General features: G+C 46.3%; 27 protein-coding genes and 1 pseudogene. 19 read left to right on the forward strand and 9 right to left on the reverse strand.

Translation table 11 applies throughout. The features are described 5' to 3' along the window. Window positions 1-63: 63 nt before the first annotated feature. A pseudogene (locus DCMF_RS29830) lies at window positions 64-576 on the forward strand (DUF5714 domain-containing protein); the annotation flags it as partial. Window positions 577-664: 88 nt separating this feature from the next. Beyond that, a complete protein-coding gene (locus DCMF_RS21150) occupies window positions 665-1,015 on the forward strand; it encodes a DUF134 domain-containing protein (protein ID WP_148136261.1) in 351 nt (116 codons plus the stop codon). Between the two features lie 77 nt (window positions 1,016-1,092). On the opposite strand, the gene DCMF_RS21155 is transcribed toward DCMF_RS21150, so the two are convergent. From DCMF_RS21155 to DCMF_RS21170, 4 genes are read right to left on the reverse strand one after another with little or no spacing between them, the layout of a single operon-like run. Then, window positions 1,093-1,830 carry an SH3 domain-containing protein gene (locus DCMF_RS21155; RefSeq protein ID WP_148136262.1) on the reverse strand — a complete coding sequence of 246 codons (738 nt, stop codon included), beginning with the start codon at window positions 1,828-1,830 and terminating at the stop codon, window positions 1,093-1,095. Continuing rightward, window positions 1,827-2,786, reverse strand: a complete 960-nt coding sequence (locus DCMF_RS21160) for a hypothetical protein (RefSeq protein ID WP_148136263.1) — start codon at window positions 2,784-2,786, stop codon at window positions 1,827-1,829. The genes DCMF_RS21155 and DCMF_RS21160 overlap by 4 nt, the downstream gene beginning before the upstream one ends. Continuing rightward, on the reverse strand, window positions 2,783-4,411 hold the full coding sequence (locus DCMF_RS21165) for a hypothetical protein (RefSeq protein ID WP_148136264.1): 1,629 nt from the start codon (window positions 4,409-4,411) through the stop codon (window positions 2,783-2,785). The genes DCMF_RS21160 and DCMF_RS21165 overlap by 4 nt, the downstream gene beginning before the upstream one ends. Window positions 4,412-4,423: 12 nt before the next feature. Continuing rightward, window positions 4,424-4,963, reverse strand: a complete 540-nt coding sequence (locus DCMF_RS21170; RefSeq protein WP_148136265.1) for a TIR domain-containing protein — start codon at window positions 4,961-4,963, stop codon at window positions 4,424-4,426. Window positions 4,964-5,283: 320 nt separating this feature from the next. Here DCMF_RS21170 and DCMF_RS21175 point away from each other — a divergent pair, with 320 nt between their 5' ends. The 6 genes from DCMF_RS21175 to DCMF_RS21200 all read left to right on the forward strand — a co-directional run bounded on the left by DCMF_RS21175 (window position 5,284) and on the right by DCMF_RS21200 (window position 11,122). Continuing rightward, entirely contained in the window at window positions 5,284-5,652 is a 369-nt protein-coding gene (locus tag DCMF_RS21175) for a hypothetical protein (RefSeq protein WP_148136266.1), read from the forward strand. Beyond that, a complete protein-coding gene (locus tag DCMF_RS21180) occupies window positions 5,645-5,947 on the forward strand; it encodes a plasmid mobilization protein (RefSeq protein WP_148136267.1) in 303 nt (100 codons plus the stop codon). The genes DCMF_RS21175 and DCMF_RS21180 overlap by 8 nt, the downstream gene beginning before the upstream one ends. A gap of 136 nt (window positions 5,948-6,083) precedes the next feature. Next, window positions 6,084-6,692, forward strand: a complete 609-nt coding sequence (locus tag DCMF_RS21185) for a TetR/AcrR family transcriptional regulator (RefSeq protein ID WP_148136268.1) — start codon at window positions 6,084-6,086, stop codon at window positions 6,690-6,692. Window positions 6,693-6,784: 92 nt separating this feature from the next. After that, the gene (locus DCMF_RS21190) at window positions 6,785-8,527 is read left to right on the forward strand and encodes an ABC transporter ATP-binding protein (RefSeq protein WP_148136269.1); all 1,743 of its coding nucleotides are present in this window, start codon (window positions 6,785-6,787) and stop codon (window positions 8,525-8,527) included. 12 nt (window positions 8,528-8,539) lie between these two features. Further along, a complete protein-coding gene (locus tag DCMF_RS21195) occupies window positions 8,540-10,294 on the forward strand; it encodes an ABC transporter ATP-binding protein (RefSeq protein ID WP_148136270.1) in 1,755 nt (584 codons plus the stop codon). 18 nt (window positions 10,295-10,312) lie between these two features. After that, a complete protein-coding gene (locus DCMF_RS21200; protein ID WP_148136271.1) occupies window positions 10,313-11,122 on the forward strand; it encodes a class I SAM-dependent methyltransferase in 810 nt (269 codons plus the stop codon). 97 nt (window positions 11,123-11,219) lie between these two features. On the opposite strand, the gene DCMF_RS21205 is transcribed toward DCMF_RS21200, so the two are convergent. Next, entirely contained in the window at window positions 11,220-11,609 is a 390-nt protein-coding gene (locus DCMF_RS21205; protein ID WP_148136272.1) for a metal-dependent transcriptional regulator, read from the reverse strand. A gap of 403 nt (window positions 11,610-12,012) precedes the next feature. After that, the gene (locus DCMF_RS21210; protein ID WP_214658792.1) at window positions 12,013-17,511 is read right to left on the reverse strand and encodes a S8 family serine peptidase; all 5,499 of its coding nucleotides are present in this window, start codon (window positions 17,509-17,511) and stop codon (window positions 12,013-12,015) included. A 302-nt stretch (window positions 17,512-17,813) separates the two neighbouring features. On the opposite strand from DCMF_RS21210, the gene DCMF_RS21215 reads away from it, so the two are divergent. Then, entirely contained in the window at window positions 17,814-18,608 is a 795-nt protein-coding gene (locus DCMF_RS21215) for a SatD family protein (protein ID WP_148136274.1), read from the forward strand. Between the two features lie 2 nt (window positions 18,609-18,610). Then, on the forward strand, window positions 18,611-19,432 hold the full coding sequence (locus DCMF_RS21220) for a DUF3307 domain-containing protein (RefSeq protein WP_148136275.1): 822 nt from the start codon (window positions 18,611-18,613) through the stop codon (window positions 19,430-19,432). Here the strand turns inward: DCMF_RS21220 and DCMF_RS21225 are convergent. After that, window positions 19,425-19,805 (reverse strand): SatD family protein, encoded by a 381-nt coding sequence (locus tag DCMF_RS21225; RefSeq protein ID WP_148136276.1) that lies wholly within the window; start codon window positions 19,803-19,805, stop codon window positions 19,425-19,427. The genes DCMF_RS21220 and DCMF_RS21225 overlap by 8 nt on opposite strands. Window positions 19,806-20,257: 452 nt before the next feature. On the opposite strand from DCMF_RS21225, the gene gvpJ (DCMF_RS21230) reads away from it, so the two are divergent. From gvpJ (DCMF_RS21230) to DCMF_RS21270, 9 genes are all read left to right on the forward strand, one after another. Continuing rightward, window positions 20,258-20,509, forward strand: a complete 252-nt coding sequence (gvpJ, locus tag DCMF_RS21230) for a gas vesicle protein GvpJ (protein WP_148136277.1) — start codon at window positions 20,258-20,260, stop codon at window positions 20,507-20,509. 190 nt (window positions 20,510-20,699) lie between these two features. After that, on the forward strand, window positions 20,700-20,915 hold the full coding sequence (gene gvpJ, locus DCMF_RS21235) for a gas vesicle protein GvpJ (protein ID WP_148136278.1): 216 nt from the start codon (window positions 20,700-20,702) through the stop codon (window positions 20,913-20,915). An 81-nt stretch (window positions 20,916-20,996) separates the two neighbouring features. After that, a complete protein-coding gene (locus DCMF_RS21240; protein WP_148136279.1) occupies window positions 20,997-21,278 on the forward strand; it encodes a hypothetical protein in 282 nt (93 codons plus the stop codon). 98 nt (window positions 21,279-21,376) lie between these two features. Further along, a complete protein-coding gene (gvpO, locus tag DCMF_RS21245) occupies window positions 21,377-21,643 on the forward strand; it encodes a gas vesicle protein GvpO (RefSeq protein WP_148136280.1) in 267 nt (88 codons plus the stop codon). A gap of 38 nt (window positions 21,644-21,681) precedes the next feature. Beyond that, the gene (gene gvpN / locus DCMF_RS21250) at window positions 21,682-22,584 is read left to right on the forward strand and encodes a gas vesicle protein GvpN (protein ID WP_214658793.1); all 903 of its coding nucleotides are present in this window, start codon (window positions 21,682-21,684) and stop codon (window positions 22,582-22,584) included. A gap of 14 nt (window positions 22,585-22,598) precedes the next feature. Then, complete coding sequence (locus DCMF_RS21255; protein WP_148136282.1) at window positions 22,599-22,856, forward strand: hypothetical protein; 258 nt, start codon at window positions 22,599-22,601, stop codon at window positions 22,854-22,856. Beyond that, window positions 22,856-23,788, forward strand: coding sequence for an ArsA family ATPase (locus DCMF_RS21260; RefSeq protein ID WP_148136283.1), 933 nt, complete (start codon window positions 22,856-22,858; stop codon window positions 23,786-23,788). Before DCMF_RS21255 ends, DCMF_RS21260 begins: the two co-directional genes overlap by 1 nt. A 27-nt stretch (window positions 23,789-23,815) precedes the next feature. Beyond that, window positions 23,816-24,565, forward strand: coding sequence for a GvpL/GvpF family gas vesicle protein (locus DCMF_RS21265; protein WP_148136284.1), 750 nt, complete (start codon window positions 23,816-23,818; stop codon window positions 24,563-24,565). Window positions 24,566-24,569: 4 nt separating this feature from the next. Next, window positions 24,570-24,866 (forward strand): gas vesicle protein GvpG, encoded by a 297-nt coding sequence (locus DCMF_RS21270; RefSeq protein ID WP_148136285.1) that lies wholly within the window; start codon window positions 24,570-24,572, stop codon window positions 24,864-24,866. A gap of 185 nt (window positions 24,867-25,051) precedes the next feature. Here DCMF_RS21270 and DCMF_RS21275 read toward each other — a convergent pair whose 3' ends face one another. Beyond that, window positions 25,052-25,507, reverse strand: coding sequence for a hypothetical protein (locus DCMF_RS21275; RefSeq protein ID WP_148136286.1), 456 nt, complete (start codon window positions 25,505-25,507; stop codon window positions 25,052-25,054). A gap of 14 nt (window positions 25,508-25,521) precedes the next feature. Further along, window positions 25,522-26,508: a glycosyltransferase gene (locus tag DCMF_RS21280; protein ID WP_148136287.1), complete on the reverse strand. Its 987-nt coding sequence runs from the start codon at window positions 26,506-26,508 to the stop codon at window positions 25,522-25,524. Window positions 26,509-26,557: the final 49 nt, after the last annotated feature.

Here is a 26,557-nt window from a genome sequence, read left to right on the forward strand (position 1 = left end):
GGCCACTTCATCTGCGATCAATGCCACAGCGGGGATATTCTCCAAATGGTGGAAAGCTTTCTTATTGCCAGCTCTGAAGTCAATCCTCTCCATCTTATCCAAAGGGTTTTTGATCTGCCCGGGCTGAATATGCACGGACCCGAGTATCACAGCATGGTGCCGGCGGTTCTGGTGGCTGCCTATCAAAACCTAACCGGAAAAAAGGATATAGGGAAAATCCGGGAAAGCATTAAACGGGGTGCTTGTATCAAAGGGGGAGGATGCGGATATTATGGAACCTGCGGTTCCTGTGTGGGAGCAGGAATTGCAGTAGCGGTAATAGATGATGTAACACCCATGTCTGTTGATAAAAGGGCCTTAGCCAACACCGTTACCGGACTTGCTCTGCTGGAGATGAGCAAGCATGGGGGTCCCAGATGCTGTAAGAGGGAAGCAGTTACCGCAATTAAAACGTTTATGAGGAATACCACCTATTTCCGAACCGTGCCTGATGTCAATTTTACCTGCAAACAGTATAAAATCAATAAAGATTGTATTTGGGAAAAATGCCCGTATTTCCCTAATTTGTCACGGTGATTATTTGTTCTTGGGCTGATGACAAAAGCGATGATGTGAATAACGGAGAACGTGCCTGTGCTTTTCAAGCCAAAACGAGGTGAAAAATATGTCAAGACCCAGGAAATGGAGAAAAGTTTGTTGCCTGCCGGCAAGCAACATATTTGGACCTTTTAACGCCGTACTGAACCGGGACGGCCTGGTCATCATGCCGGTTGATGAATATGAAACCATACGGCTCATTGACCTAGAAGGGTTTACCCAGGAAGAATGCGCCGCCCAAATGCACATTGCGCGCACAACGGTTCAGCGTATCTACAATGATGCCCGCCGAAAATTAGCAGATTCTCTGGTGAACAAAAAGGTGCTCAGAATCGAGGGCGGAGATTACCAGCTTTGCGACGGCCTGGAAAAAACATGCGGCTGTGGCGGGTGCCCCAAACATCGATACCGGGGGTAAGGAAAAATGAAGGTCTTGGTGAAAAAGAGTAACCAAGGGGACAGCACACCACAGCCTCCCGTTCCTCTGGTTCCCCATTAATCCGGAATCCCGTCTACATATTTTTTGCGAACCCAACCAATGATGCCATCTATAGTCTCAACTTGAACCCATTCTTCTCCATCGCTTTTTAATATTTTGCCAAGATAATATAGCGAGTCTCCCAAAGAAAGTTGACATAATGATTTACTTGAAGTATCTGCATTCTGCCATATATTTAATGATGAGTTTTTCTTGATGCCAGTAACTTTGATGATTGGTTTGGATGGTGAAGCTTCTCCATGTGTTGCCAAAGAATCTATTGGCACCGGTTCTCCTAAAACTTTGTACTCCGTTTGCACATAAAAAGTCTGAATCGCGCGTAGCGCCGCATTCTCTTCCAAATTAAGAATATCCGGAAGAGCGATTAACGCAACGATGATGAAATAGACTACAATAATTTGACTCATATGACGATTGCGGTGTTGGTTAAATAAGATGCAATATTTTTCCAGATTTTTATCAAATGCTCCTAAGATATCGGTAATTGTGTTGTTAATCTTTGCGAAAACTCCGCCCTTTCTTTTATGTAATCGTGTTAGTATTGTCCAACTAACCATAATATATAAAACTTTGATCATGCCTCTAAAGCACCACAAAAGTAGTGCGATAAGTCGCACAACGATCGGCATGAGAAGGGGCCAGGCAATACATGCGAGAATGCCCAACCAAATGAGGGCTCTAACCCCAATCGGCAGCGCATAAATCTGAGAAATTAGGCTTGTGTTGTCAGTCACTCGGCAGCATCTCCATCCATGTCCTTATCACCTTCCATATCATTGAAGACTGCGTCCGCTTCCTCAAGAGAAGGAAATCCAAGTTTTTTCATACCATCTCCGGAAGGCAGTCCTTTTATATTATCTCTTATGTATTCTGCGGCTTCGTTATCAGTTATTAGATCTGATTCTTTTAGTTTATTGATTAAGTCGATAATAGTATCAGTGTTTCTAACTTTTTGCATTCCTTCACTTTGAGTGAAATCCATTGCCATTTTAAGTGCCTGGGCAGATGACAATTGCCCCGCTACTACATCTTTAAATATGTTCGTAATCATATCCGTCCCGGTTAACGTGCTGGCATTGCTTGCTTTATATTTTTCTATGATCGTATTCGTTAGAATTTTTTGTTTTTCAGTTTCTTGCTTGAGCCTATTCGCAGAAATACTATGAATATGCTCACGCGCATTTGCATTTGGGGTACAGGTGACATCGTGAATAACATACTCAATACCTGTATCCTCGTAGTTATATTTCTTTGATGAAAATTGAGAAGCTAAAGCATCGTCCATATCCGAATAGTCAACAACGGAATATTTTCGCGCAACACGTCGAATCGTCGGGAGAAGATGGGGCTTAACACATTCAGCTATGTCAAAAATCCCTTTTAAGTAAAAGGCTAATGGATCAATAATTTGGATAATTGCCGTGATAGTTACATCAAACAAAAATGGTTCATTCAAGCTCGGTACTGTTACGGTAAATGAAATTGTGGTTTTCGTAATGTCAATTTCGATCTTTTCATCAAACTTTCCTACATATATCTCTCGTGGGGTGACCCTATCGTTGATACAAATTACAATTCCTTTTTCAGATGAGTATAAAAGAATCGCTCTTCCCTGCATCACAGAAGGAACCTTGGGGAAAAAACTATTTTTGTAAGGAGTTTTCGAAATAATTGGTGGATACGAACTCATTCCAATGCCTCCAATTTATTATTAGCAATTGCCGTCTTTCGAGAGGACTTTAACACATTTTCAAGAAGAATATAGACTTCTTCTGCGGATGTACAGGTCTTCGGCATCTTTCTTCCTAAAAAAAAGAGAATATGGTCATAATACGACCGATCGGAAAATGCGATACAATGGAAAAATATTTTCAGCTTTTCCATGGGTATGTTATACGCATCAATCTCAACCAAATATGCTGCGAGCAAATCAAAAATTAGGTCTCTCATGATTTTCTTGCTAAAAAGGAATTTCAACATGGGTAACAATTTTTCCACTTGTTGTCTTGAATCGCATGCAACCAGGGGTAATTGAGGACGGTTTTTTGTCACGGAAAAATATGCATAATGTACCAAAGAAAAATAGATAAAACAAACATTTTTTTTATAACTCAATACATCTTTAGAAAAAATTGTGTGCAGGTGCGCAGAAATCAGGTTACGAAACCGATCGGAATAGATTAAATTTTCTCCAATATACTTTAAGTCGGTATTCTGAAACGGTTTAGATTCTAAGGCACTGACAATCCTGCTGAATATCGCATCTTCTATCTCTCTTGTGTATTCGCCTTCCAATTTTTGTATGTATGCCATGCAGGGAATTCTCCAGAGCCAACCTCCGCGAGTTGTTGCCCACTTTTTTAAGAGCTCGTCCATGTTGTTCTTATACCTTTCGACTTTAAAAAGTTCTCTTGTTATTCCAAACAGAAGGTATATATTATTAGGATCTGACAAAAGTCGTGGATAGATTTCATCCATACCATATTTAAAATCAATTTGAATTAGCTTTGAAAAAGCACTAATTATCTGATTAAAGGCTAAGCTTCCTTTTATCCTTTCCTGCCCGGATATAGAAATTAGCCAGTGAATCATGGAATTTCTGATATTGGGGAATAAGTTCCAAAAATTCTCAAGTATTTTTTGAGATTGCTGATTTTCTGTGAATCGAACACACTGAGAAGTAAATGTGCCCAAACGGGAAGTAAACTCAATCTCTCCACGTTCTGCGCCAATCATCCCTAGTATTGTATCTTGAGAGAGATAGCTCTCGGCGTTTTCCATCTGAGCCCGTTCTTTTTCATCCGGATTTTGAGGCAACTCCTGGTAAAGACTCTGTGTAAAGGACGGCAACTCACTAACCGCCGTGACCTCGAACAAGCTGAGAACCAACGCATAAGCAAGAGTTCTGCTTGCCTTTTTGTCGGACACAAATTGATCACAATCTGTTGAATCCTCTAAGTGGTAATTTTGTTTTCCTCGTTTTGTTGTTTCGTTCGGTTTGAACGAATTGATATTTCCATTCATGTTATCTATGGCAAGGGAATTCCCATAGTAATTGTTTGTAATTTGTATTTCATTCTTCTTTGAATAATCGTAAGGTAAAGATTCTAGTAAGTCTTCTATCATCTTAGCTGATTGAACGGTGTTCTTTAGGGAGGGATTTTTCTCTCCTTGTTCTGCTGGTTCGTTCGGTTTAAGCGAAGTGCTGTTTCTGTCCGGGTCATCTGTTACAATAGAATTCAAATTATAATTGGTAGAATTAGGAGTGCTATTTCTTATATTCGCTTTGACATTCTCGTTATCCATATTTTGCATTGAGACTCACTCCTACAAATTGATATCACCAGTCATCGTTCCAATCACAACTTGCTTTCCATAGTTGTTATTAACTATGTTAATATTGTTCTGAGATGTTCCCTTTGCTTCATCTATATGGGATTTATCTTTAGCGGCACCCCTAGTATCTTTGATGATTTGTTTTATTAGACTGGCAATCATAGCAGGATTGTCTGTTCTGCGATAAATAACATCAGAATCCAATCCAGGCAGTGACGAATCATCCATGTAAAACGGGATTAGGCAAGAGGCCTTTTCTTCTGAATTGCGTACCAGTGCGGCATTTGCTTCCTGCATGGTTGCATCCTTTCGGATATACTCTTTTGAGACAAATGCAGCGATATAACGAGCTTCATAGCGGAATATACGATAAAAGGCTCGAACCATATCTTCTCCGACTAGTTTGTGCTGGTATTCTGGTGCGAAAAATACACAGAACCCTTCTTCGGTGAGGATTTTGTATACACGCTGAACAATGGATTCATTCTCGCTTGCATACGACAAGGCTAGATCATATTTATACTGGCGCACAACACAAACACCCCTTTATGTATTAGATATAAATCACCGGGACAATCCCCCCAAAAAATAAAGAATTGCATCTAGAACCCGACACGATTTTTATTTCCTTGTATAATTTTTACATCATATGCTACTATTCCCTAATATTGTAACATCGTAAAACAAACCTAGTCAATCATGATCATCGTAAGCAATCAATAAATCGTTACATAGAATAGTAAATTTTCACATAAGATAATTTTTTTATCTCCTGCTTGAATTTGCTAAAATAATTTTGTATACTTAATGTAATACAAGGGAATACAATATCATGAAAGACGGCTATGCTTATGCGTCCTAAAAGAATAATAAGTCATGAATTTGAATCCATTTTCAACGGAAATATCATTTTGGACTACGATATTGAGCAGAAACTCAACAATAAACACAAAGTATACAAAGAAGATTTACTTGATGTTATATCTGATCCTTATTTGATAGTCATGAGAGCAACACAAAAGTCGCCAATTAACACCAGTAGGATAACCTCCTCCGGTATCGTTTATGAAATTTTATGTGAATCGGAATCTAATCGTGTTATGTTTGTTGTTGGTAGATTATTCAAAGATGGCAATTTATTTATTATTACTGCATACTGGGCAAATAATAGTTTAGCCGCATTTTATTATCAAGAAAGCGAGGCTTTACGTAATGAATAATAAAGAACGAAGAAAAATAGAAATTAAGAGACCCGAGGAAGTCACTACTTTAAAGACGGTTGAAAAGAAAGATCTATTAAACGATGCTGAATTATTTGATCGTGATAATTATGATCCCTTAAAAAATCTATCAGAAAAGGAAATTATCTTTCCTCAAAAGAGAACTGAAATCATTACAATACGATTATCTCAAAAAGAAAATAACCAAATTAGAAAACTTGCGGAAGAAAACGGTTTAAGCAAAAGCTCATTTATCAGGATGCTCGTAAAAAGATCACTTAAAAAGGCGGACTAACAAGAGGATGTAACCAAGGGGACTGTATGACGAGTTACTACAAGATTTTTATCATTAAGACCTTGACAAAAGGAACGGGCAGCGTTAATATAACATTGTTATATAACGCTGTTATATTTTAAAGAGAAGGGATAAAATGGCTGAAGACACCCGGCAAAACATATTGGATTGCGGGCGGGATGAATTTTTACAAAAAGGGTTTGAAGGGGCCTCTCTGCGCACTATAGCGAAAGCCGCAGGCGTGACTACCGGTGCGATTTACGGCTATTTCCCCGATAAAAAAGCCCTGTTTGACGCACTGGTATCCCAGCCTGCCCAGGAATTGCTGGATAAATTTATCTCCATTCAGGAGGAGTTTGCCGCCCTTCCTCCGGAAAGACAGGCAGCAGAGATGGTTCAAACCTCCCATGACGGTATGGCGTGGATGGTGGAGCATATCTACCGTCATTACGATGCCTTCAAGCTTCTGGTTTGCTGTTCCGCCGGCCCGGATTATGCCGCCTACGTGAATAAGATGGTAGAGATTGAAACCCGGTCCACCTTCCGGTTTATCCAGGTCATGTGCCGGGCGGGAAAGCACGTGCGTGATGTGGATGAACAGCTGGTTCATATTTTGGTGAACGGGCTCTTTTCCGGGTTGTTTGAAATTGTGGCCCATGACATGCCCAAGGAAAAAGCCCTGGTCTATATCAACGGGTTGGAGGAATTTTACACAGCGGGCTGGTTTCAAATTTTAGGGCTTTGAACAAAGGCCAAAATTTTTACCCTTAAGTTAGAATAATCTAACTTAGTCCGATAATTTTTCATTAAAAAATACATATGGAAGGAGTACTTACGATGGATAAATCCAAAAAGAAAAGCAGGTTTGCGCGTTTAGCGGAATTTGCCGGTCCCCACAAGGGAAATTATCTGGCAGCGGTGTTCCTCGCTGTGCTGGGTGTTGCCTGCAGCATGATCCCCTACTTTGCCGTGTCCCGGATCGTCATCCGGCTCATCGAGGGGGAAGGGGACTTTTCCTATTTTCTTTTCTGGTGCGGTATGGCGGCTCTGGGTTTTCTGGGCAAGGTGCTGCTGCACAACATTTCCACCACCCTTTCCCACAAGGCGACCTTTGCCGTCATTTCGGAGGTAAGGCGGCGCATTGCCGCCAAGCTGACCCGGGTACCCATGGGCTATGTCCTGGAAACCCCGTCGGGTAAAATCAAGAACACCATGGTGGAAAAAGTGGACAGCATTGAGCCTACCCTGGCCCATGTGCTTCCGGAAATGACATCCAACCTGCTGGTCCCCCTGGCCATCATTATTTATCTCTTTGTGCTGGATTGGCGCATGGCGCTGGTCTCTTTAATCACCCTCCCCATCGGCGCTATATGCTACATGGGCATGATGAAGGACTATGAGACAAAATTTGGGGAGTATATGGCGGTAGGCAAGCACATGAATGCCACTGCAGTGGAATACGTGGGGGGCATCGAAGTGATTAAGGCTTTTGGGCAATCCGCCACCTCCTATCAAAAATTTGCCGATGCGGTAAGGGCTAACGCCAATTACGGACTGGACTGGATGCGCCAGTGCCAGGTGTACTTTGCCATGGGTATCGGCATCTGGCCCGCCGTTCTCATCGGCGTGCTTCCCATTGGCTGTATTTTTTACCTGAACGGCAGCCTGCCCGCCCCCACCTTTATCACCATCATGATCCTGGCCCTGGGAATTATGGCGCCCCTGCTCTCCGCCATGTATTACACCGACGACATTGCCAAAATCGGCACCATTATGGACGATATCGGCCTGGTCCTGGATGAGCCGGAGCAAATTCGCCCCACTTCCAGGGCTTCTCTTAAAGGCACCGGTATTGTCCTCCAAGAGGTCTCCTTCGGTTATGGGGACACCGAAGTTCTGCACGGCGTGAACCTGCGTATTCCTGCAGGTTCGGTAACCGCCCTGGTTGGTCCCTCCGGCGGCGGAAAAAGCACCATTGCCAAGCTGATTGCTTCCTTCTGGGATGTCACCGCAGGTTCCGTTTCCCTAGGCGGCGTGGACGTAAAAAATATCCCGCCCACCCAACTCATGGACATGATTGCTTATGTGGCCCAGGACAACTACCTCTTTGACCTGTCTGTGCTGGAAAATCTGCGCATGGGCCGCCCCTCCGCTACCGATGATGAAGTAAAGGCCGCGGCCAGGGCATCCGGGTGCCATGACTTTATCATGGGCCTGGAGCATGGCTATGACACCATGGTGGGTGGTGCCGGAGGACATCTTTCCGGCGGCGAGCGCCAGCGCATTTCCATTGCCCGGGCCATGCTGAAAAACGCGCCCATTATTATTCTGGATGAAGCCACGGCCTACACCGATCCGGAAAACAAGGCGGTGATCCAGGCGGCGGTGGCAAAGCTGGTGGCAGGAAAGACCCTCATCGTCATCGCGCACCGTCTATCCACCATTACCAACTCCGATCAGATCGCGGTCATCGACCAAGGCAGGGTGACTGCCCGGGGCAAGCATGAAGAACTGTTGGATTCCTGCCCCCTATACCGGGTTATGTGGCAGGCACATATGAGCGCCAGAGATGTGGCGTAAGGAGGGAGAACTATGCTGGGAATTATTCGCAAATTTTTTGCCTTTGCCGGAAAACGCCGAGGCAAACTGCAGCAGGGCATTGTATTTGCCTTTATCAATTCTATTTTCCAGGCCCTGCAGATCATGGCCCTTTATGTGGTGCTGAACGCCCTGGTGGAGAATCAGGTTAGCGCCGCCACCGCATGGAGTTCCTTTGGCATCATGCTGGCGAGCATGATAGGCTGTATTTTGACCAAACACAAATCCACCATGGGGGAAGCGGAGGGCAGCTTTTACATGTGCGCCGACAAGCGGACGGAAATCGGCGACCGCATGAAATATATGCCCATGGGCTATTTCAATGACAACAGCCTGGGGGCCATCACGGCCACCGTTACCTCCACCATGGAGGATGTGCAGGATGTAGCGCCCCGGGTCATGGACAAAACTATCCACGGCTATATTCATGCCGCCGTGATCACCCTGATGCTGGTTTTTTTTGACTGGAGAATCGGTCTCATCGTCGTGGGGGGGATCCTGCTCTTTATCGGCGTCAATGCCCTGATGCAGAGAAAATCCCGTCACATCTCTCCCGCCCGGGTAGCGGCCCAGACCGCCCTGGTGGGGGCCGTACTGGAATATGTCCAGGGGATGAGCGTAGTGCGGGCCTTCAACCTGGCGGACAATGCCCATAAGACCATGGACCGGGCTATCGAGGAATGCGAAAAACAAAATGTGGGGCTGGAGATAGCCTTTATTCCTTTTATCTTTTTCCAGAGCCTGATCCTGAAATGGGTGAGTGTGGTGCTGGTCATCGCCTCTATCTGGTTTTATCTGGCGGGTACCATGACGCTTTCGGTGTGCCTGCTGATGCTGATTTCCTCCTTCATTATTTACAGCCAGCTGGAGACGGCAGGCAGCATGTCCGCCCTGCTGCGCCTGATTGACCTGTCCATGGACCGGGTGGAGGAAATCCGCCGGACCCCGGTGATGGATGAAAAAGGCCATGACATTTCCCCGGCCGACTGCACGATTGTAGGCAGTGATGTCAGCTTCTCCTATGGGGAGCGCAAAATCATCGACAATGTCAGCTTTGTCATCCCTCACGGCACCACGACTGCTGTCATCGGCCCCTCCGGCGGGGGCAAAACCACCCTGTGCAACCTGATTGCCCGTTTCTGGGATGCGGACGGGGGCCGCATTACCCTGGGCGGCAGGGATGTGCGGGACTATTCCCTGGACAGCTTGCTCTCCAACTTCAGCATGGTGTTTCAGAACGTCTATCTCTTCAACGACACCATTGCCAACAACATCAAATTCGGCAAGCCGGACGCCACCATAGAGGAAATCCGTGCTGCGGCAAGGAAAGCTTGCTGTGACGACTTTATCATGGCCCTGCCCAAGGGATACGACACGGTGGTGGGCGAAAGCGGCGCCACCATCTCCGGCGGGGAAAAGCAGCGCATCTCCATCGCCCGGGCCATTCTGAAGGATGCACCGGTGATTATTCTTGATGAGGCGACGGCCAACGTGGACCCGGAAAACGAAAACCATTTGCAGGCGGCCATTGCCGAGCTTACCCGCCGCAAAACCGTGATCATGATCGCCCACCGGCTGAAAACCGTGCGCCATGCCGATCAGATCCTGGTGCTGGACCGGGGGAAAATCATCCAGAGAGGGAAGCATGACCAGCTTATGGCTGAGGGCGGCCTCTACGCCGATTTTATCGGCATGCGGGAAAAATCTCTCGGCTGGAAGCTGGACGGAACCGTCCGGGCCGCCGGATAACAAGGAAGGAGGAGTAAAATGATTCCATTAAAGGGTGTGCAGGAAACGATGCTGATACCCCTTGCTATTAAGGCAAGCGAAACAAAACGGCCCCATGCCAGGATCCATGATTCCAAGGCGGTGGAAATCATAGAAAAGCTGGATCTGGACACGTCCAAATATGATAAATTTATGAGCCATGAGGGGGTTGTAGCGAGAACGATTCTTTTTGATGCGGCCACGAAGCGCTATTTGAAAAAATATCCCCAGGCTGTGTGCATTTCTATCGGCTGCGGCTTTGATGCCAGATTCTCCAGGGTGGACAACGGAACGCTGATCTGGTATGATTTGGATCTTCCTGACGTGATTAATGCCCGAAAACAATTTTTCCCGGAGCATGAAAGAGTGCATTTGATCGCAAAATCTGCTTTAGATCCTTCATGGCCCCAGGAAATAAAAAAAGGCGATAAAACCATTCTTCTGATCGAAGGCGTGCTCATGTATTTTAAAGAAGAAGAGGTAAAGCAGCTTTTACAAATTATCAAAGACAATTTCGATAATGTGATCTTACTGGCAGAACTGATGCAGCCTTTTTCGGCAAAAGGCAGCAAGTGGCATGATACCGTCAAAAGCACAGAGGCAACATTCAAATGGGGCGTAAAGTCAGGCGAAGAAGTGGAAAAACTCTGCCCTGGTCTGAAGCTGGTTGACGAAAAGAGTTTTAATTGCGAAATGAAAAAACACTCCCTCAGGGGGAGGCTGTTCGCTTCTATTCCCGTTATTCGCAATTTTAACGACCGGCTCGCTATTTTTACCTTGAATGGGAAAGGACCTTCTATGAATGGATGAGAAGGAAAGGCGTTCCTTTACAATATATCCCTGATTTAGGAGAAAAATCTACATAAGCTCTGCTAACCACCGGCTGTATGCCCTGGACCAACGATAGTCATGACTTTTGAAGCTCTGTGAAATGAGCAAGGAATTGCTCCATGGCCTGAATGGAATCGTTGCTGATCACATGTTCAATGGCACAGGCATCCCTGTCCGCAATAGCGGCATCAATGTTTAAAACCTTTGTAAAGAATTTCTGAATCACTTGATGCTTGATTGAGGTAAACCTGGCCAACTGAAGTCCGGCCGGAGTAAGAAATACTTCCTTATATTTTTCCGCGACAATAAGTCCTTTTTCAGAAAGTGTGGACATGGCGCTGTTAGTGCTTGCCTTTGTAACGCCTAATCGTCCGGCAATATCGGATACTCTTACCCCTGCCTGTCCACCGGATAACTCATAAATGGCCTCCAAATAATTTTCCATGGTAAATGTCAGTTTTTCCATTGATTTTCCTCTTTCTCTGATCGTGATATTTTCATAGCACATCCGAAGCGGAAAACACTCTTTCATAATAAAAGTCAGAATAGGACAACTTTTGTATATTATATCCTTTCCCTTGTGTTGCGTCAATCTTGGACGGCAAGCTGCTCCGGGAACAGGGAATGCATTGCCGTATTAAGATTCAGCATGAGCCGCCCAAAGGGCGAATTGGTATCTTGCCCAATTTTTTTCTGTGAAAAAGGCTCAACAGTCAGATGATTGCTGATTGTTGAGCCATATTTGTGCCGGTCTTTAATATTAGCCGGAGTCAATTAGCGCGCTTTATTTCGCTCTTTTTATGCGGGGGTTTCGTTCCGGCTGCCGCAGACGGTCTGGGGCAGCCGGAACGGCCCTGTCATCTATCGTCTTATAACAACCCGGCTTCCTGCATAAATCTTTTCAGAATCACCGCACTCTCTGCCCGGCTCGCTTGACCGCCCGGGGCTAGAGTATCGGCCGTCCGTCCCTCCATAATGCCGGATGTGACTGCAAAAGCCATATCATCTAGCGCCCAAGACGAAACCTGGGTACGGTCGGCAAAACTCTGTAAAGTTTCATCCGCATTCATTTCCGGATCTTCCGGCATCTTTTCCAGATACTTTAGAGCCCGGACAATCATGACGGCCATCTCTTCGCGGGTTATCGTGCTCTGGGGAGCAAAGGTATCCCCGGAGCTTCCCTGGATCAGGCCGGCTTGATAGGCGGCCGCCACATCATCGGCGAACCATGCTTCGGCCGGCACATCACGGAAAATTTCTTCCTGGCCGGAATCGGCCGTCACGCCCAAGGCCCGGACCAGAAGGGCGGCAAACTCAGCCCGGGAAATACTTTTTTCCGGTCCGAATTTGGTGTCGCTTAACCCGGTGACAATATGCCGGGCCACCAGTACTTCCACGTCATTCTGGGCCCAGTGACCGGCCGGAAAGTCGGTGAAAGCCTTTTTATATTCCAGCACCAGGTATTTGCTCCAGTGGGGAGTCTCAAAACGGATTTTTCCGCTTGCGGCGTCGTAGGTGCCTCCCACATATTCCATTTCATCTGTTTCTTCATTGTAGTAGTAGACGCCCAGAAGATCCACATTGCAGCCTTGCAGCTGCTCGGGCGTCAGTTGCAGGGTTATGCTTATGGGAGACCGGAAGGTGGAGACGGTTCCTTCTTCGTTCCCCTTGACCAGAACGGTAATTTCCAGGTTTAATCCGGCCACGAAATGCATGCCGTCACTTAAAACAAGCCTTGCGTTTTCTTCTCCGCTCTGCTGTCCGAAGGTGATTTTCACTTCCACATCCTGATCTGTTCCGGCCGAATCCAGAATTTCGTCCAGATCCAGTGCGGAGAGCAGGTCTGCAATGGCCAAATTTTGTCCTGCAATCACGAGATCCTTTTCCTTATCTTGCAGCAGCTTCAGGCCGTCCAGCGTAATCGTCACGGAAGGATTCTTTTTGTTCTTTGCCTCCACGGTCAGTGCTTCCGCATCCGGATGATCCGCAAAATATTTTGACACATCTTCTTTGTCCACTGCGATCGGGGCATCATTGCTGCCGCCACCGCCGCCACCTCCACCGCCGCTGGAACCGCCGGCAGTGACCTCAAAGGCCTCGGTATCGGTGATCACACCCTCAGGGCCAATTTGCAGAGCCATTTGGGCCGTATAGCTGCCAGTGGCTGCATCGGAGGGGACCAGGTAACTTGCCGTTAAATAATGATCCGCATTCTTCTCGTGATAAATGCGGTCTTCTCCGTGGAAAATGCTGAGAAAAGGAGCAATCACATCGTAGCTTTCCGCTGTCATTTTTCCCCGCTCATTCTGAACCAGCAACTTCCCTTCAGGACTGAAGGAAAGATAAATCCCATCCTCGTGATACCAGCGAGGAGATACTCCTACATCGGCTATCCTGTTTCCATAAACCACGTCCCGAATCGTCACGTCTCCTTGCAAATAATCTCCTTTATCGACCTCATTTTCTCTCAGGCTGAGGTCGAAGGAAAAGTCGGTGCTGAAACGAAATGTCTCTTCATCCCCCGAGTCCAAGGCCTGTCCGTCTTCAGCCCAACTCCAGCCGGGCATTTCTTCAAAGTAGGCCCATACGCCGTCCGGGTCTTCCCGGAAGGCAAGGGTAGCTATCCGGTAAGTACCGGGAGTAAGATAAAGTTTATCTCCCTGGTATAGCTCGAAAAAAGGAGAATAAGGCACTGCATTGTTAACGGGGAGCAGGGCTAAGGAAGAAATTTCTCCGGTTAGTTGGGGCGTTATGGTCGCGGTGTCATCCCCGTTCAACAAAATGGAAAATTCTTCTGGCCCATTTTCTGATCTAGAAGGAACTTCAACCAGGGGAGTATTTAAATAAAAGGCGGCGGTGTTCTCGTCCGGGTCCGGGTCCATGCTATAAGAATATCCGGAAATGGAATAAATGCCAGGGTCCAGCCAGACCTTCAGCTTCCCATCTTCATCCGTGCCCCCCAGATAATTTGTTATCGACCACAAATTATCCCCTTCCCCGGCGGGAAGAAAAACTGTATTCAAGATATTCATATTTGCGATCCCGTCGTCCGAGGCACTTGCTGTGATCTCCACCTGCCGGGCCCTGGTCCCGTCGATCTCGAGGGAATCTCTCTGCCCGATCATCCCCACATTCTCGTAAAGGAAAAAGGGCTCTTGAAGTGAATCCTCATCAGATGAAGCTACCACGATCAGGACCTGGTCATCACGCTCAATTCCCGCACCGATAGGCAGGTGCAGGATCCCTTCGTCATTCAGGTCCTCATACCAGGCTTCTTCCCATTCATCAGCCTCCGTCCAGACATACACACTGACCCACGCCCCTTCAGCAGACTCTCTGCCCGGAGCGGTGATCTCCAGAATTACCTCGTCCGAGGGAGAGAAATCTCCCAGGGAAAAATTCCCGCTCTCCGGACGAGATTGAATAGATCCCAGAGGACCGGCGTCTAGGGAAAGAAGCGCCTGGTAGTTGCCGGAAACGTAAACTGTAGGATCCAGATAGTAGGAAAATCCCGTAAAGGATGGGCATTCTATTTCCTGAGTTCCCCATTCGCCATCGTTATCTTTCTCAATCTGCAAGACGGGAGAAATTTCCGTCGGTTCGTCGTCAGCGTAGCTCACAATTTCCCAGGCCCGGGTTTCCCGATCCCAGCGATAGGTGACAGCCTCTTGTGCACCTGCGCCATTAGGCAGCCGGCCGGATACGCTGCTCTCTCTTTCATCGGACAAATCCCCCTCATATTTGACTACTTCCCAGAGGAACAGTCCGCTGTTATCCTGATAGGTCGTATCCCCATAAAGGGAATCTCCCGGAACAAGCTCTGTTTGCTCAAGGGTCAAGGAAAGCTGCATATTTTCTCCCACTGTGATCGGGTGGCTTTCTCCGCGAGAAAATGTCCACTGATTCTCAGACTCAAACCCATTCTCAGGCGCAAACCAATATTCCCAGGTTTCGGGCCCATTTTCCCCTTCCGGTTTGACAACACATAGATCCAACCACAGCGGGTAAGTTCCTGGCGTAATGATGATCTCCTGACCGCCGGTAACCGGTATGCCAAAATAATCGTCTAAGTAAAGCCACCCCCACCAATCAGACTGCCCTGTCACGCTTACCTGAACCCGGGACGTATTTGTCAGGTCAAAATTTACAGTTGACTGGTCCGGTATCCTGGCCTCCTGGTGCAGGTAATAGGCGTTCTCCCCATCCGGGGCATTGAGGGCATAAAAGCCGTAGGAACCGGGATCCATCCAGGCGTTCATCGTTCCCTCGTCACCCAGGTATCCGATTAAATCGGGCAGGTTCAGGGGGATGCCGTTTTCGTCCTGATAATAGCACCAGATTTCGCCTCCCGCCATGGGTTCCGTTGACTCCCCGGAATGGGCCTCAAAGGTTACCGGCTGGGCCTGGCTGCCGTCGATCACCATCATTTGGGGGGCTTCCAGCCGACGTACATAATATACCGGAACCCAGTTCCCCTCCTCATCCTCCTGCCCGGAAGCGACCAGGACGACATAGTCATTGAGATCCGTGGCCCAGGAGCCGGGCACCCGCAGGGTGCCGTTACTGTCCGTCTGTCCCTGGTACACCGATTCGTACCAGTAGTCCGGCGGTCCGTCTTCCTGATTCCGATACCAGATGGAAACCAGTGCCTCCCGGCCAGGCGTCCCGTCCGGATTGATCACCTGAAACTGCAATCCGCTCTGTACCTGATTCTTTACTTCCACGGCCAGGCTGCCTTGTCCCAGTGAATTTTCCCCTGAATCCACCGCCTGGGCGATCAGGGTATAGGAGCCGTCCGCCAGGGGTTCTCCTCCCGGGGCCTTGGTGGTATCCCAGGTGAAATTGTAAAACAATTGGCCGTCTTCTTCTGGATCTTTAATTACCTCGCCCAGCAGGTGATTCTCATCTATTTCATCCAGATAAAACCGTACCGCTCCGACTTCATCGGGATAGGCTACCTGTACTTGGAGCGGAATTTCGCCCCAGAGCCTGCTGCCCCCGTCGGGGCTGATAAAAGTAATAGTGTCCAGTTCGGGCAGCTCATCGGCGCTCAGGGCGTCCTCCGCCTGGACCAGCCCATATCCGTAATCCGGATCCCAGCCCTCTTCTCCCAGATCCCGGGCTGTTTCCTGGATCCGGGCGGCAATTTCCCCGGCATTTTCATCCGGATGAGCCATTTTTATCAGGGCCGCCACTCCGGAAACAAAGGGAGCGGCCATAGAGGTACCGCTAAAATAAGCGTAGCAACCCTCGTCGCCCAGGTCACCCAGGACTTCCACATCCTCCATGCCATAAACCTTTTCCGGCACGGTGCTCAAAACATGGACACCGGGAGCAACCACATCCAGGGACTCTCCATAATTGGAGAAATCAGCCTTTTCAAAATTATCTTCCTCTACAGCCCCTACCGTTAAAACCCCGGGCAAGGACGCCGGATAAAAATAGTCCACCACGTCGTCCTCATTGCCTGCCGCTGCTACCACCAGGCATCCTTTTCCCTGGGCGTAAGACACCGCCTCGGCCAGGGTCCGGCTGTAACCGGGGCCGCCCAAACTGAGATTGATCACCGCCGCTCCCTGGTCGGCAGCTGCCCGGATACCCAGGGCCACATCAAAAACCGTTCCTACGCCGTCTTTATCCAGCACCTTGATGGGAAGGATGGTGACCGGGAAGGTCCCCGCCACACCGGCAACGCCCAGATCATTGTTGGTCACCGCCCCGATGATGCCGGCCACATGGGTGCCGTGGCCGTTATCGTCCATGGCGCCGTCGGCATCATTGCCGGCCGTATTTCCGTTGACGAAGTCTTTATCGTGGGTTGTGTCCACCCAGACGGGCAGATCGGGATCATCGGCCAGATCCGGGTGACTGTAATCCACGCCGGTGTCTACAACCGCCACAGTAACCCTCCTTGAAGAATCCCCTAACTCCTCCCAGGCGTCAGGGACATCAATAGCATCTAATCCCCATTGGAGGGAGTAATAAAGATCATCCGGATCATCCTCTCCGGAGATCCGGTAAATATAATTGGGCTCCACATAGGCCACATTGGCATCTTTCTCCAGTTCGGCCATGGCCTCATCCAGGCTGTCTTCGTCTTGCAGCCGGATTAAATGGACATTCAGATCGTCATCCGCGGTGATCATCTGGGCCTGCATCTTTTTTAGTGATTTATTGATGCTGGCCGTACCGGGGTCAGACCGGTACTTTACGATTAACTCCCCGCTTGTTTCCGGATCCCGGGACCCGTGATTCTGGCTTGCTGTCCCATTCACCGGGAATAATAAAAACAATCCCAGCACCAGGAGTGCTGTGGCAAGAAAGATATGCTCCCGCATATTTTTCTTGTGCTGAAATAAACTTCTCATCCAAATCATTCTCCCATCTCTCTCATCTTCTCCTCACCTATCGCCTTTTTCTGCGCTTCTGCTTCCGTCCCCCTTTCCGGCCTATTCTCGTAGAAGCGGAAAAAATACTAAACGGTAATTATTTCCCTATGCGTCCATCGATTCCTGTTTTTGTTAAAAAATTTTTGGGAAAATAATCCGGCCGCGCAAAAAATGGCGAAGCAGGGGAGCGACGGGAGAAATTGTCAATAGAGGAAATTTTATTGAAAGAATAGGGACCGGTTGATATAATCAAATTATGTCAGAATGGGGGAGGGGAAGGAATGGGCCTTTTTGGCGTCATTAATATGGATATCGTCAACTCCAGAAAAATGAAGGAGCGCAAGACTTTTCAAAATAATTTACTGGATTTTATAGAAACAATGAATCAGAAATACCTGAATACCTTGTTAGTTGCGCCGATCCGGATCATATTGGGTGATGAATGGCAAATCGTTCTGAAAAAACCGGCCCAGTGTTACCGGGTGATCCATGAATTTCAGCAATTTCTCTGGCAAAGCGGCCTAGAGGCTTATGCAGGCTTTAGTATCGGAACGATCAGCACGGAAGTTTTTGATGACAACAGAATCATGGACGGCCCGGTTTTTGTCGCGGCCCGGGAAGCCCTTCTCGTGGTAAAAAAGAATGCCAAAAACCATGCCAAGTCCTTGTTTAGTAAAAGAAACCGGGTTTTTCTTTATGACGGGGAATATCCTTATTTGTACCTGGAACGGAACATGGCCATGCATAGTGAAAAATCTGCTTTCGAGGAAGTGGCCGCAGCATTAGAACCGGAGAGCAGTTTTCCCTCTGTTTCCGACCGGCTCCTCTTGGTGAAAATCATCAATCTCTTGATCGAAAACAATGAAATCCTGAAAGAGAAAATGAGTCCCAAACAAAAAGATACCTATATTAAATATTTTAATTCCCCTTCTTACCGGAGGCTTTCCGAGGAGTTAAAGGAATCTACCAGCAGCATTAGCCAGAAACTGAACATTGCGGAATATTTTACCATTCAAAGAAACCATCAGATGGTTTCCCAACTGCTTGAGCTGTATGGTAGTTTAAGGAGAGAGTAAGAATGGATATTTCTATATTGCTTTGCCTGATTCTTGCCCATGTGACCGCTGATTTTTTACTGCAGCGGGAAGCAATTATTGATTTGAGATTTCATAGCCGGCGGAAAACCAGGTTCTGCGGGAATGCTTTACATGCCGGCATTTATTTTTGCCTTTCTTTTGCCTTCACACTTCCCTGGTTTTCCCTCCCTTTAATGGGAACGGTGGGCCTTGCCGCGATCATCCACTTGATCATAGACATGACAAAGTCGGAACTTGTGATGATGAATCCGGAAAGACGACATCATTTATGGCTTTTCTTAGGGGACCAGACGGTCCATTTAATTTGTCTATTTATTCTTTGGGTTGTCCTGGTAAAAGGAGACATGCAAGGCCTGCTCCGCTTCCTGGAGCGATATGCGATCTGCGCGGATATTACTGCCCCAAAAATCCTGTTGATCCTATTGCTCTTTGTTGTGGGTATCTGGGGAGTAGGGCATTTTATTAAGATATACAGCAGCTGGCTCCGCTATTGCGCGCAGAAAAGAGAAAGCAAGGAAGGCAAAGAGCGGGAAGCTGTTTTGGAGAATGAGGTGCAAAAGGGTGTTTACGAGGGAGGATTTATGATTGGCTTGCTGGAGCGGGCATTTATTATTATTTCCCTTGCCTATGGGCTGCCCAACGAAGTGATCGGTTTTGCCTTAGCGACCAAGTCGATCGCGCGCTTTAAAAGGTTTGACGATGATACATTTGTCGAGTATTTTATCATCGGTACTTTCATCAGTTTTATTTCTGCCATCATCGTCGGCATGCTGATTCTGAAGATTCTTCACAGCCCTACTTGATAATAACCAGTGAATGATTCCCTTCTTTGGCCAGGTTAACTGCTTTACGGGCATGATAGAAAGAAGGTCCGTCCAATTGATTGACCGTAAGCTCAAAATCGTGGATGGTGACCGTACCGATACCAATGCCGCAGTAAAATTGGATTTGTGCCATCGTTTCCTGAAAAAAATCTAAAATGCGTTGATAATTACAGGGATACTTAAGCAGCCCCTGCCATTCGTCGCCAACGGTAATAATAAACGGAGCGGCCAAGTCTTCGGAAAAATTACGGTTGGCCCGTTTTAGCATCTCAATAATCTGGTATTGGACAGACTGGCGGTTTTTTAATTGTCTTGAACTTTTAAGATCACAGATCATTGTCATATAGACCATATTCGTCTCTCCATCAAAGTGGTGATAGCCGGATTCTGCCATAAGTATGTTAAGGTATGATGCTTAACATATAGCTTATTAAGGAATAAAACTTAACAGACTCCTGATTGATTTTTCGCACTTAACACCATTATTGACAACCATATGAAAGCTTATACTTTAAATCAGGTAAATATCTGTCAAGTAGTCTATAATATGGTTTGCTGTACACTTTGTGTGCAAGTACGAGGAGTATCCGGGAAATTAAAAGGGTTTCGGGAAAGCAATTAATCAATAAGGTTTTGAGAATAGTCATAAACCCAACCTTTGTGAGCTTACGACTATTTTTTTTGTTTAAGGATAAATTGTGTGTCAATTTCGCGGCTTGTACATATAATGTATTAGGGGTAGGGGAAATCTCCTTTCATGGTTGATCATTTCGGGCTTGGAATCTAGTTAGGAGGGTAGTATTTATGAAGCACAGTGTACATGCTTCAAGCCTTGCGGAAGTTCTTGACCGTATTTTAGATAAAGGTATTGTGATTGATGCATATGTCATCGTATCGTTGGTAGGTATTGAATTGTTGGCGGTAGAGCTTAGAGCTGTAATCGCATCGGTAGAAACATGGCTTCTTTATGCTGAGGCAGTAGGATTAACGGAAGAGCACCACCATCATCACGACCACGATCATGACCATCACGGATATAAAGAATATGCCGCATAATTAAATATATCATATTCCATGATCTAATATCTGGGCATAGCTTGTCCAGATATTTTTTTGCTCTGAAAACCGCTAACATGGAACCAATTAAGAAAGAAATGAATATCTTACTAGTAGGTAAGGAGATGAGTTTTGTAACTGATTCAGCTTTTTACCGGGAAAAATGAAAAACATCTCAGGAGGGAAATCAATGAAACATAGCGTCGCTGCCTCGAGTTTAGCAGAAGTTATTGACCGTATCTTGGACAAGGGTATTGTAATTGATGCGTTTGCCCGGGTCTCATTGGTAGGAATTGAGCTTCTTGCCATTGAAGCAAGAATCGTCATTGCCAGTGTGGAAACCTGGTTATTATACGCAGAAGCAGTGGGTCTTACCAAAGGCAAATGGGAAGAAGCTGCAGCATAATAAATTATTCTGATGTTGATGTATCGGAACATAAGTGATTATGTTCCGATACATTTCTTAAAAAATCTGGGAGGAATTACGGTGGGACGCAAAGGCGAAATGGAAGCAATAGCCTGCAGAATATTAAACGCATATGAAGATCGGTGCAAGGACTTAGAAAAATTAGCCTGTGAGTTCAAAATTATGCTGGAAAAGTCTGCCCTGAAAAGGGGCAGCAGATGGGTGAAGGATGAAGAAATCGTCAGGCAGCTGGCAAAGATTCTTTGTGAAGCGGAAGAGCTTCTGGACGATATAGAAAAAGAGAGGTTGGAGGCCGCCCATGTATTTGATCGTATGATGGCAGCTTCCAAAGAGTGTAAATAAACTTTTCGGAACGAAAAGGGGTATTCCGGCATAGAAAGGACTGGCCATGCAGTTGTGGTACAGTCTTTTCTAAAGTAAAAGATTATGGGGGGGAAAATATGTTTATTGACAAAGTGATCGGTGAAGTAAAATCCTTTTTTCAGCACAGCATGGGAAGAACCGGTGAGGTCATAGGTGTCACAAAAACAGAGGATGGTTGGGTTGCCGAAATCGAAATTCTCGAGGATGAAGAGTATTTAAAGCAACATGGCCGAAACGGGATGATCGCCCTTTATGAAGTCCGTTTGACGACAGATTTAGAAGTGATGCACTATGAACGAAAATCTTTACGGGAACGAGGGAAATTCGAAGCCGTCCCCCAGTAATATAATCTGATATCAATATGTTTGTGGGAGGAGAAGTTGTGGCATACGTGGATAAAGCCTTGAATAAAGACTATGTAAAAACGCCATTTATCAACAGCATTATTAACAGGTCCCAAAATTATCTGGAAGCCGGCTTTCCGGTCCATTTTTCCGGTCCTGCAGGAACGGGTAAGACTACGCTGGCATTGATTACAGCTTTAGCTCTGGGGAAGCCTGTGATTGTTACTTATGGAAATGATGACTTTTCCCATACTGATTTAATTGGCTCAGTGGTGGGGTTCAAAAAGCAAATTGTCAGAGATAATTATGTGCATTCGGTGATGAAAAGCACCGATGTTTTTACGACCAGCTGGATAGACGGGGCCATTACCAGAGCCTGTAAAAACGGATATACCTTGATATACGACGAATTTACCCGATCCAGGCCGGAAGCAAATAATGTTTTGTTGTCGGTGCTTGAAGAAAAGGTGATGCATCTTCCCAATCTGGCCAAAGGGGAAAAAGAGATCGAGGTTCATCCGGAGTTCCGCGTCATTTTCACCAGCAATCCTGAGGAATATGCCGGGGTGCACAAAACTCAGGATGCTTTAAAAGATAGAATGATTACCCTGGACTTAGGGGAATTCGATGAAGAGACGGAGACGAAAATCGTTCAATTAAAATCAGGCGTCCAGTGGGAAACTGCCCAAAAGATTACCGCCCTGGTGAGAGGTTTTCGGAGCAACTGCCAACATTCCTTTAAGCCTACGGTTCGGGCCGGCATCATGATTGCCAGCGTCGTCTCTTATCTTCATCTGGATCCGGACCGCAAGAATCCTCATTTTTGCCAAATTGTTTCTGATATTCTCATGTCCACCGTATTGCCGCACAAAAATGTGCCGGAAATCGTTGAGGCAGGCGGGAAATATTTGTTTGAACTGCTTAACATGCACTGCTCGTAAAGGGGGGCTCTGGGGTGATTTCAAAAAATGTTGTGAATAGTACTAAACCAATGACAATAGGTTCTTATTACTTCCGGATGTACCAAATGATCAGCGAACAAGAGCGGCTAATTGGCCAGAAGGAAGCCCTTTGGAAAAGGCAAAAAATACTCCAGCATCAGATCGATCATTTGGATCAGGAGATTCAACGCTTTGACCGCGGGTTACTGGCGAAGAGAGAAACTTTAAAACAACAAAATTTAAAAAGCTATTGGCCTGGAAGGAATAGATAATGAGCCCTCTGAAGTTTGTTTTATTTTGTGGCAAGGGCGGGGTTGGGAAAACAACAATGGCCGCGTCCAGTGCCATTTATTTTGCCCTCTCGGGAAAAAAAACCCTTCTTTTTTCCACCGATCCTGCTCATTCCCTATCTGATTCTTTAAGCCAGCAAATTGGCAGCAGGTTGACCGGGATCAAGGGTGTGGAGAATTTGTTTGCCTGGGAGCAGGATGCGGAAGAATTGATGAATGAGCTCAAGAACGGGTATGGAGAGGGAATCCTGCACTTTCTCACCTCATGTACATATTTAGATGAAACAGATGCCCAAGATTTGATGGATCTTACCCTTCCCGGTTTGGATGAGCTGATGGGGTTAAAACAGATCATTGATTATCTGGAAAGTGACCAATTCGATCTCTATGTGTGGGATGCGGCGCCCACCGGGCACACCCTGCGGCTGCTGCAAATGCCTGAAATCGTTGATCAATGGATCAAACTGGCGGCCCAAATGAGGTGGAAATACCGGTCCATGGTAGGGCTGTTGTCAGGAAAAGATTTTTCCGACCGGACCGATGATTTTGTTTTTAACCTGAAAAAAAGCATCAAAAAACTAAACCGTTACCTGACGGATCCCAGTATTTGCCGGATGATCGCTGTGACGATTCCTGAATATATGGCGGTCAATGAATTGGACCGGATGTCGGCTTACTTGAAGACCAGGTCTTTTCCGTTACGCCATATTTTGATTAATCAGGTGATTGGAGCAGATAATCAGTGTCTCTATTGTCAAAATAGAAGACAAGAACAAGAAAAGTATCTCCAGCGTATCCGGGTCCATTATCCTGGCTTTTGTTTGACTGAGGTTTTCCAACGGCCCCACGAAGTAAAGGGCCGGGAAAATCTCATCGATCTGCACGGGGAAATTTGTCCTTTATTGGGGGAATAAACTGTTTCAAGAAGGAGGATCTAAATCATGGTAAGCAGGCTTTATCTTTACGGGGTGATTCCATGCTCCGATCCCGTAAACTTGGAGGAATATGGGATTGGCGATGATCAGGCCAAGGTTTATACGGTTCCTTATCAGGACCTGGCGATGGTAGTGAGTAACATTGACATGGGGACGGTGGACCCGAGCCGGAAAAATGCCTTATGCCATGAACAGGTGCTCAGCGCTGTGATGCAGCAGTATGCGGTAATTCCCTGCGCTTTTGGCACCGTTGTCAAAGATGCCGGTAAAATCACCACCCTGTTGGAACGGCAATATGAGGATCTGAAGAAGACTTTTCTGAAAATCTCCCATAAAGTAGAATTAGGGCTAAAAGTATTTTGGAAAAAAGAGTTTTTTCAGCACCTGCCTGATGCGTATCCGGATCTTCAAAAGTTAAGCCGGGAAATCGCCCAGGCAGGGGCAGCCAACTGTTACGATAAAAAAATCCAGTTAGGTGAATTAGTGGAAAAGAGAGTGGAAGAGAAACGCCAGTATTACCTGGATGTGATTTTCCAGGATTTATCCCAGTTGGCTGTGGAGGCAAAATCGAATAAAACCCTGGGGATCAATATGGTTTTTAATGCCGCCTTTCTCGTCGATAAGGACAAAGAAACAGATTTTGACCGCAGGGTAGAGAAGCTCTATGAGCAGGTTCAGCAGGATGTGATGTTTAACTACAGCGGCCCTTGGCCCCCGCATAACTTTGTGGATCTTTTAATTGGGGGTGAGGATTAAGGCGGTGTTGATTATCGATGATATTTTGTTGTTTCCCTACCGGGGTCTGAAATTTATTTTTAACCAAATACTGGACCATTTGGACCAGGAGTACAATAGTGTTGATGCGGTAAAAAAAGAATTATCCGAACTGCAGTTACGCTTCGAAATGGATGAGATCTCGGAGGAAGAATATGACCAGGCGGAAGCTGTTTTATTGGTCCGGTTAAAAGAAATCAGGGAGCGGGGGAAAACCGATGAAGATCAGGATGAAGATGATGAAGATGATGATGAAGAGAATGAAGATGATGACGATGAATAAGAAACTCAGAGAAAAACAGGACGGGAAGAAGCATGACAGCGGCCAGGAACTGTGTCCGGAAGAAAAAGGGGTTTGTTTTTACTTAGTGATTGTCCCGATAGACAGAGCGTAGGCGATGGGGATAGATGGGGCGGAAAAGAAGAGCAACGAAAAAACAGCGCAAGAGTCTGCGCTGTTTTTATCATTTATCCGGTCTTTTTATTGGCCATATGGGCTTCCAGCCAGGGAACGACCTCTTCCACACTGTTTAAGAGGGCGTCGGCCCAAAGGTGAACTTCACTGCGATCTCCTTTGTCCGGATAACCGACAATAATGGAATGCTTGCCCATCCCTATGCCTAAAGCCCAATCGGCAGTGGCATCAATGCCGCAAGGGAGCAAGAGAATAATCAGGTCTGCCCACTTGATTGCTTCCCGATTTTCATTCACGGCATTGCGCCATTCCTTCCGGTTGAGATATTGACTGTAAATATGTTTCACAGGATCAAACTGTTCCGGAAACATTTCCGGAGGTGTTTCATGGTTTCTCCTGCACTCGGGGTCCGTAAAATCGAATACTTCGTGGTTATGTGCCCGGAGAGTCTCGGCCAGCTCCCGTACTAAGACCCGTTTTTTCCAAGATGCGCTGATGTATATTCTCATAGGCTCCTCTAGAATCAATTAGAATTTTTCATATAGTGGTCAAAATTTTCTGATGACCATTCTTGATTATAGACACGATCTTTCATTGATTCCGAATCAATAACCGAGGCGCAATAGACCGTTCTTTTTCCTTCCGCTAATTCTTTAAAGGTCTCTAAATATTTCCACCTATATTTCGCTGCAAAGGATTCGTTTACATTCAACTGCTTGCTGAAAGAGAAGCAAGGGGAAACACTTCTGCTTAATGTGCAAAATTCTTTTCCCTGGCATTCATCACAGCCCAGATACTGGGTCATTGCAATCTCAACCGTCGTTAAAAACCCGGCTTTAAATTTGGTATAATGATGAACCCGGGGAGAAAGTTCGGCGTCACCATAGCCGTTTTCTTCACTCCAGTAGCCGATTTCTTTAATTAGTTCCGGTCTCAAACCCTGGAGATGGCCGGGAACAAAATCCATCTCTACGCCGATGGTAGCATTTTTCAGCTCGAGATAGGAGGCATTTCCTTTTACTTTGGGGATGATGGGGGGCATATACCTGGGATAAGGTTTGTCTCTCATCACTCCTAAAAGGCCCGCTTCCGGGAAAGCCTCAAAAACTTCCATGAAACGGGAAATCCAATTTTTTGTGGTGATAAAGACATCACTGTCTACCGTGAAAAAATATTGATCCGGCTTCCTCTTGAACAGATTAGAGTTGACTGCATAGATCGGCCCCATATTTAAAGAGAATCTGGTTTTGGATTTAATTCTCTTGTCCGTAAGGCTTTGCAGATAATCCCAGGTATTATCCTTTGAATTGCAGTCAATAATGTGCATTTCAAAATCCTCATCGGAATCAAGAATATTCTCCAAGTTCTTTACGGTTAGGCCTAAACGGTTAAAGGTAATAAAACTGATAAAGGGGGGCGGGGGAGAAGTCTTTTTGACCTCTTTCGCTTTATTGATAAAAGGGACCTTAATATCCTTAATGGAATTGGGGAAAAACTGATTTTTTTTCATGATAAATTCATTCCTTTCTATATACACAGAATTTGTGTAAAAGTCTCTG

The organism is Candidatus Formimonas warabiya, from assembly GCF_002777255.1.
Lineage (GTDB): Bacteria > Bacillota > Dehalobacteriia > Dehalobacteriales > Dehalobacteriaceae > Formimonas > Formimonas warabiya.

What these genes read in the sequence shown, in the direction of transcription:
- DCMF_RS21150 (WP_148136261.1), top strand. Translation starts at nt 665, where the DNA reads ATGTCAAGACCCAGGAAATGGAGAAAAGTTTGTTGCCTGCCGGCAAGC.
- DCMF_RS21175 (WP_148136266.1), top strand. Translation starts at nt 5,284, where the DNA reads ATGCGTCCTAAAAGAATAATAAGTCATGAATTTGAATCCATTTTCAAC.
- DCMF_RS21200 (WP_148136271.1), top strand. Translation starts at nt 10,313, where the DNA reads ATGATTCCATTAAAGGGTGTGCAGGAAACGATGCTGATACCCCTTGCT.
- DCMF_RS21225 (WP_148136276.1), bottom strand. Translation starts at nt 19,805, where the DNA reads ATGGTCTATATGACAATGATCTGTGATCTTAAAAGTTCAAGACAATTA.
- DCMF_RS21275 (WP_148136286.1), bottom strand. Translation starts at nt 25,507, where the DNA reads ATGAGAATATACATCAGCGCATCTTGGAAAAAACGGGTCTTAGTACGG.
- DCMF_RS21210 (WP_214658792.1), bottom strand. Translation starts at nt 17,511, where the DNA reads ATGAGAAGTTTATTTCAGCACAAGAAAAATATGCGGGAGCATATCTTT.
- DCMF_RS21260 (WP_148136283.1), top strand. Translation starts at nt 22,856, where the DNA reads ATGAGCCCTCTGAAGTTTGTTTTATTTTGTGGCAAGGGCGGGGTTGGG.
- DCMF_RS21220 (WP_148136275.1), top strand. Translation starts at nt 18,611, where the DNA reads ATGGATATTTCTATATTGCTTTGCCTGATTCTTGCCCATGTGACCGCT.
- DCMF_RS21280 (WP_148136287.1), bottom strand. Translation starts at nt 26,508, where the DNA reads ATGAAAAAAAATCAGTTTTTCCCCAATTCCATTAAGGATATTAAGGTC.
- DCMF_RS21165 (WP_148136264.1), bottom strand. Translation starts at nt 4,411, where the DNA reads ATGCAAAATATGGATAACGAGAATGTCAAAGCGAATATAAGAAATAGC.
- gvpO (WP_148136280.1), top strand. Translation starts at nt 21,377, where the DNA reads ATGTTTATTGACAAAGTGATCGGTGAAGTAAAATCCTTTTTTCAGCAC.
- DCMF_RS21265 (WP_148136284.1), top strand. Translation starts at nt 23,816, where the DNA reads ATGGTAAGCAGGCTTTATCTTTACGGGGTGATTCCATGCTCCGATCCC.
- DCMF_RS21190 (WP_148136269.1), top strand. Translation starts at nt 6,785, where the DNA reads ATGGATAAATCCAAAAAGAAAAGCAGGTTTGCGCGTTTAGCGGAATTT.
- DCMF_RS21180 (WP_148136267.1), top strand. Translation starts at nt 5,645, where the DNA reads ATGAATAATAAAGAACGAAGAAAAATAGAAATTAAGAGACCCGAGGAA.
- DCMF_RS21195 (WP_148136270.1), top strand. Translation starts at nt 8,540, where the DNA reads ATGCTGGGAATTATTCGCAAATTTTTTGCCTTTGCCGGAAAACGCCGA.
- gvpJ (WP_148136278.1), top strand. Translation starts at nt 20,700, where the DNA reads ATGAAACATAGCGTCGCTGCCTCGAGTTTAGCAGAAGTTATTGACCGT.
- DCMF_RS21215 (WP_148136274.1), top strand. Translation starts at nt 17,814, where the DNA reads ATGGGCCTTTTTGGCGTCATTAATATGGATATCGTCAACTCCAGAAAA.
- DCMF_RS21160 (WP_148136263.1), bottom strand. Translation starts at nt 2,786, where the DNA reads ATGAGTTCGTATCCACCAATTATTTCGAAAACTCCTTACAAAAATAGT.
- DCMF_RS21205 (WP_148136272.1), bottom strand. Translation starts at nt 11,609, where the DNA reads ATGGAAAAACTGACATTTACCATGGAAAATTATTTGGAGGCCATTTAT.
- DCMF_RS21185 (WP_148136268.1), top strand. Translation starts at nt 6,084, where the DNA reads ATGGCTGAAGACACCCGGCAAAACATATTGGATTGCGGGCGGGATGAA.
- gvpJ (WP_148136277.1), top strand. Translation starts at nt 20,258, where the DNA reads ATGAAGCACAGTGTACATGCTTCAAGCCTTGCGGAAGTTCTTGACCGT.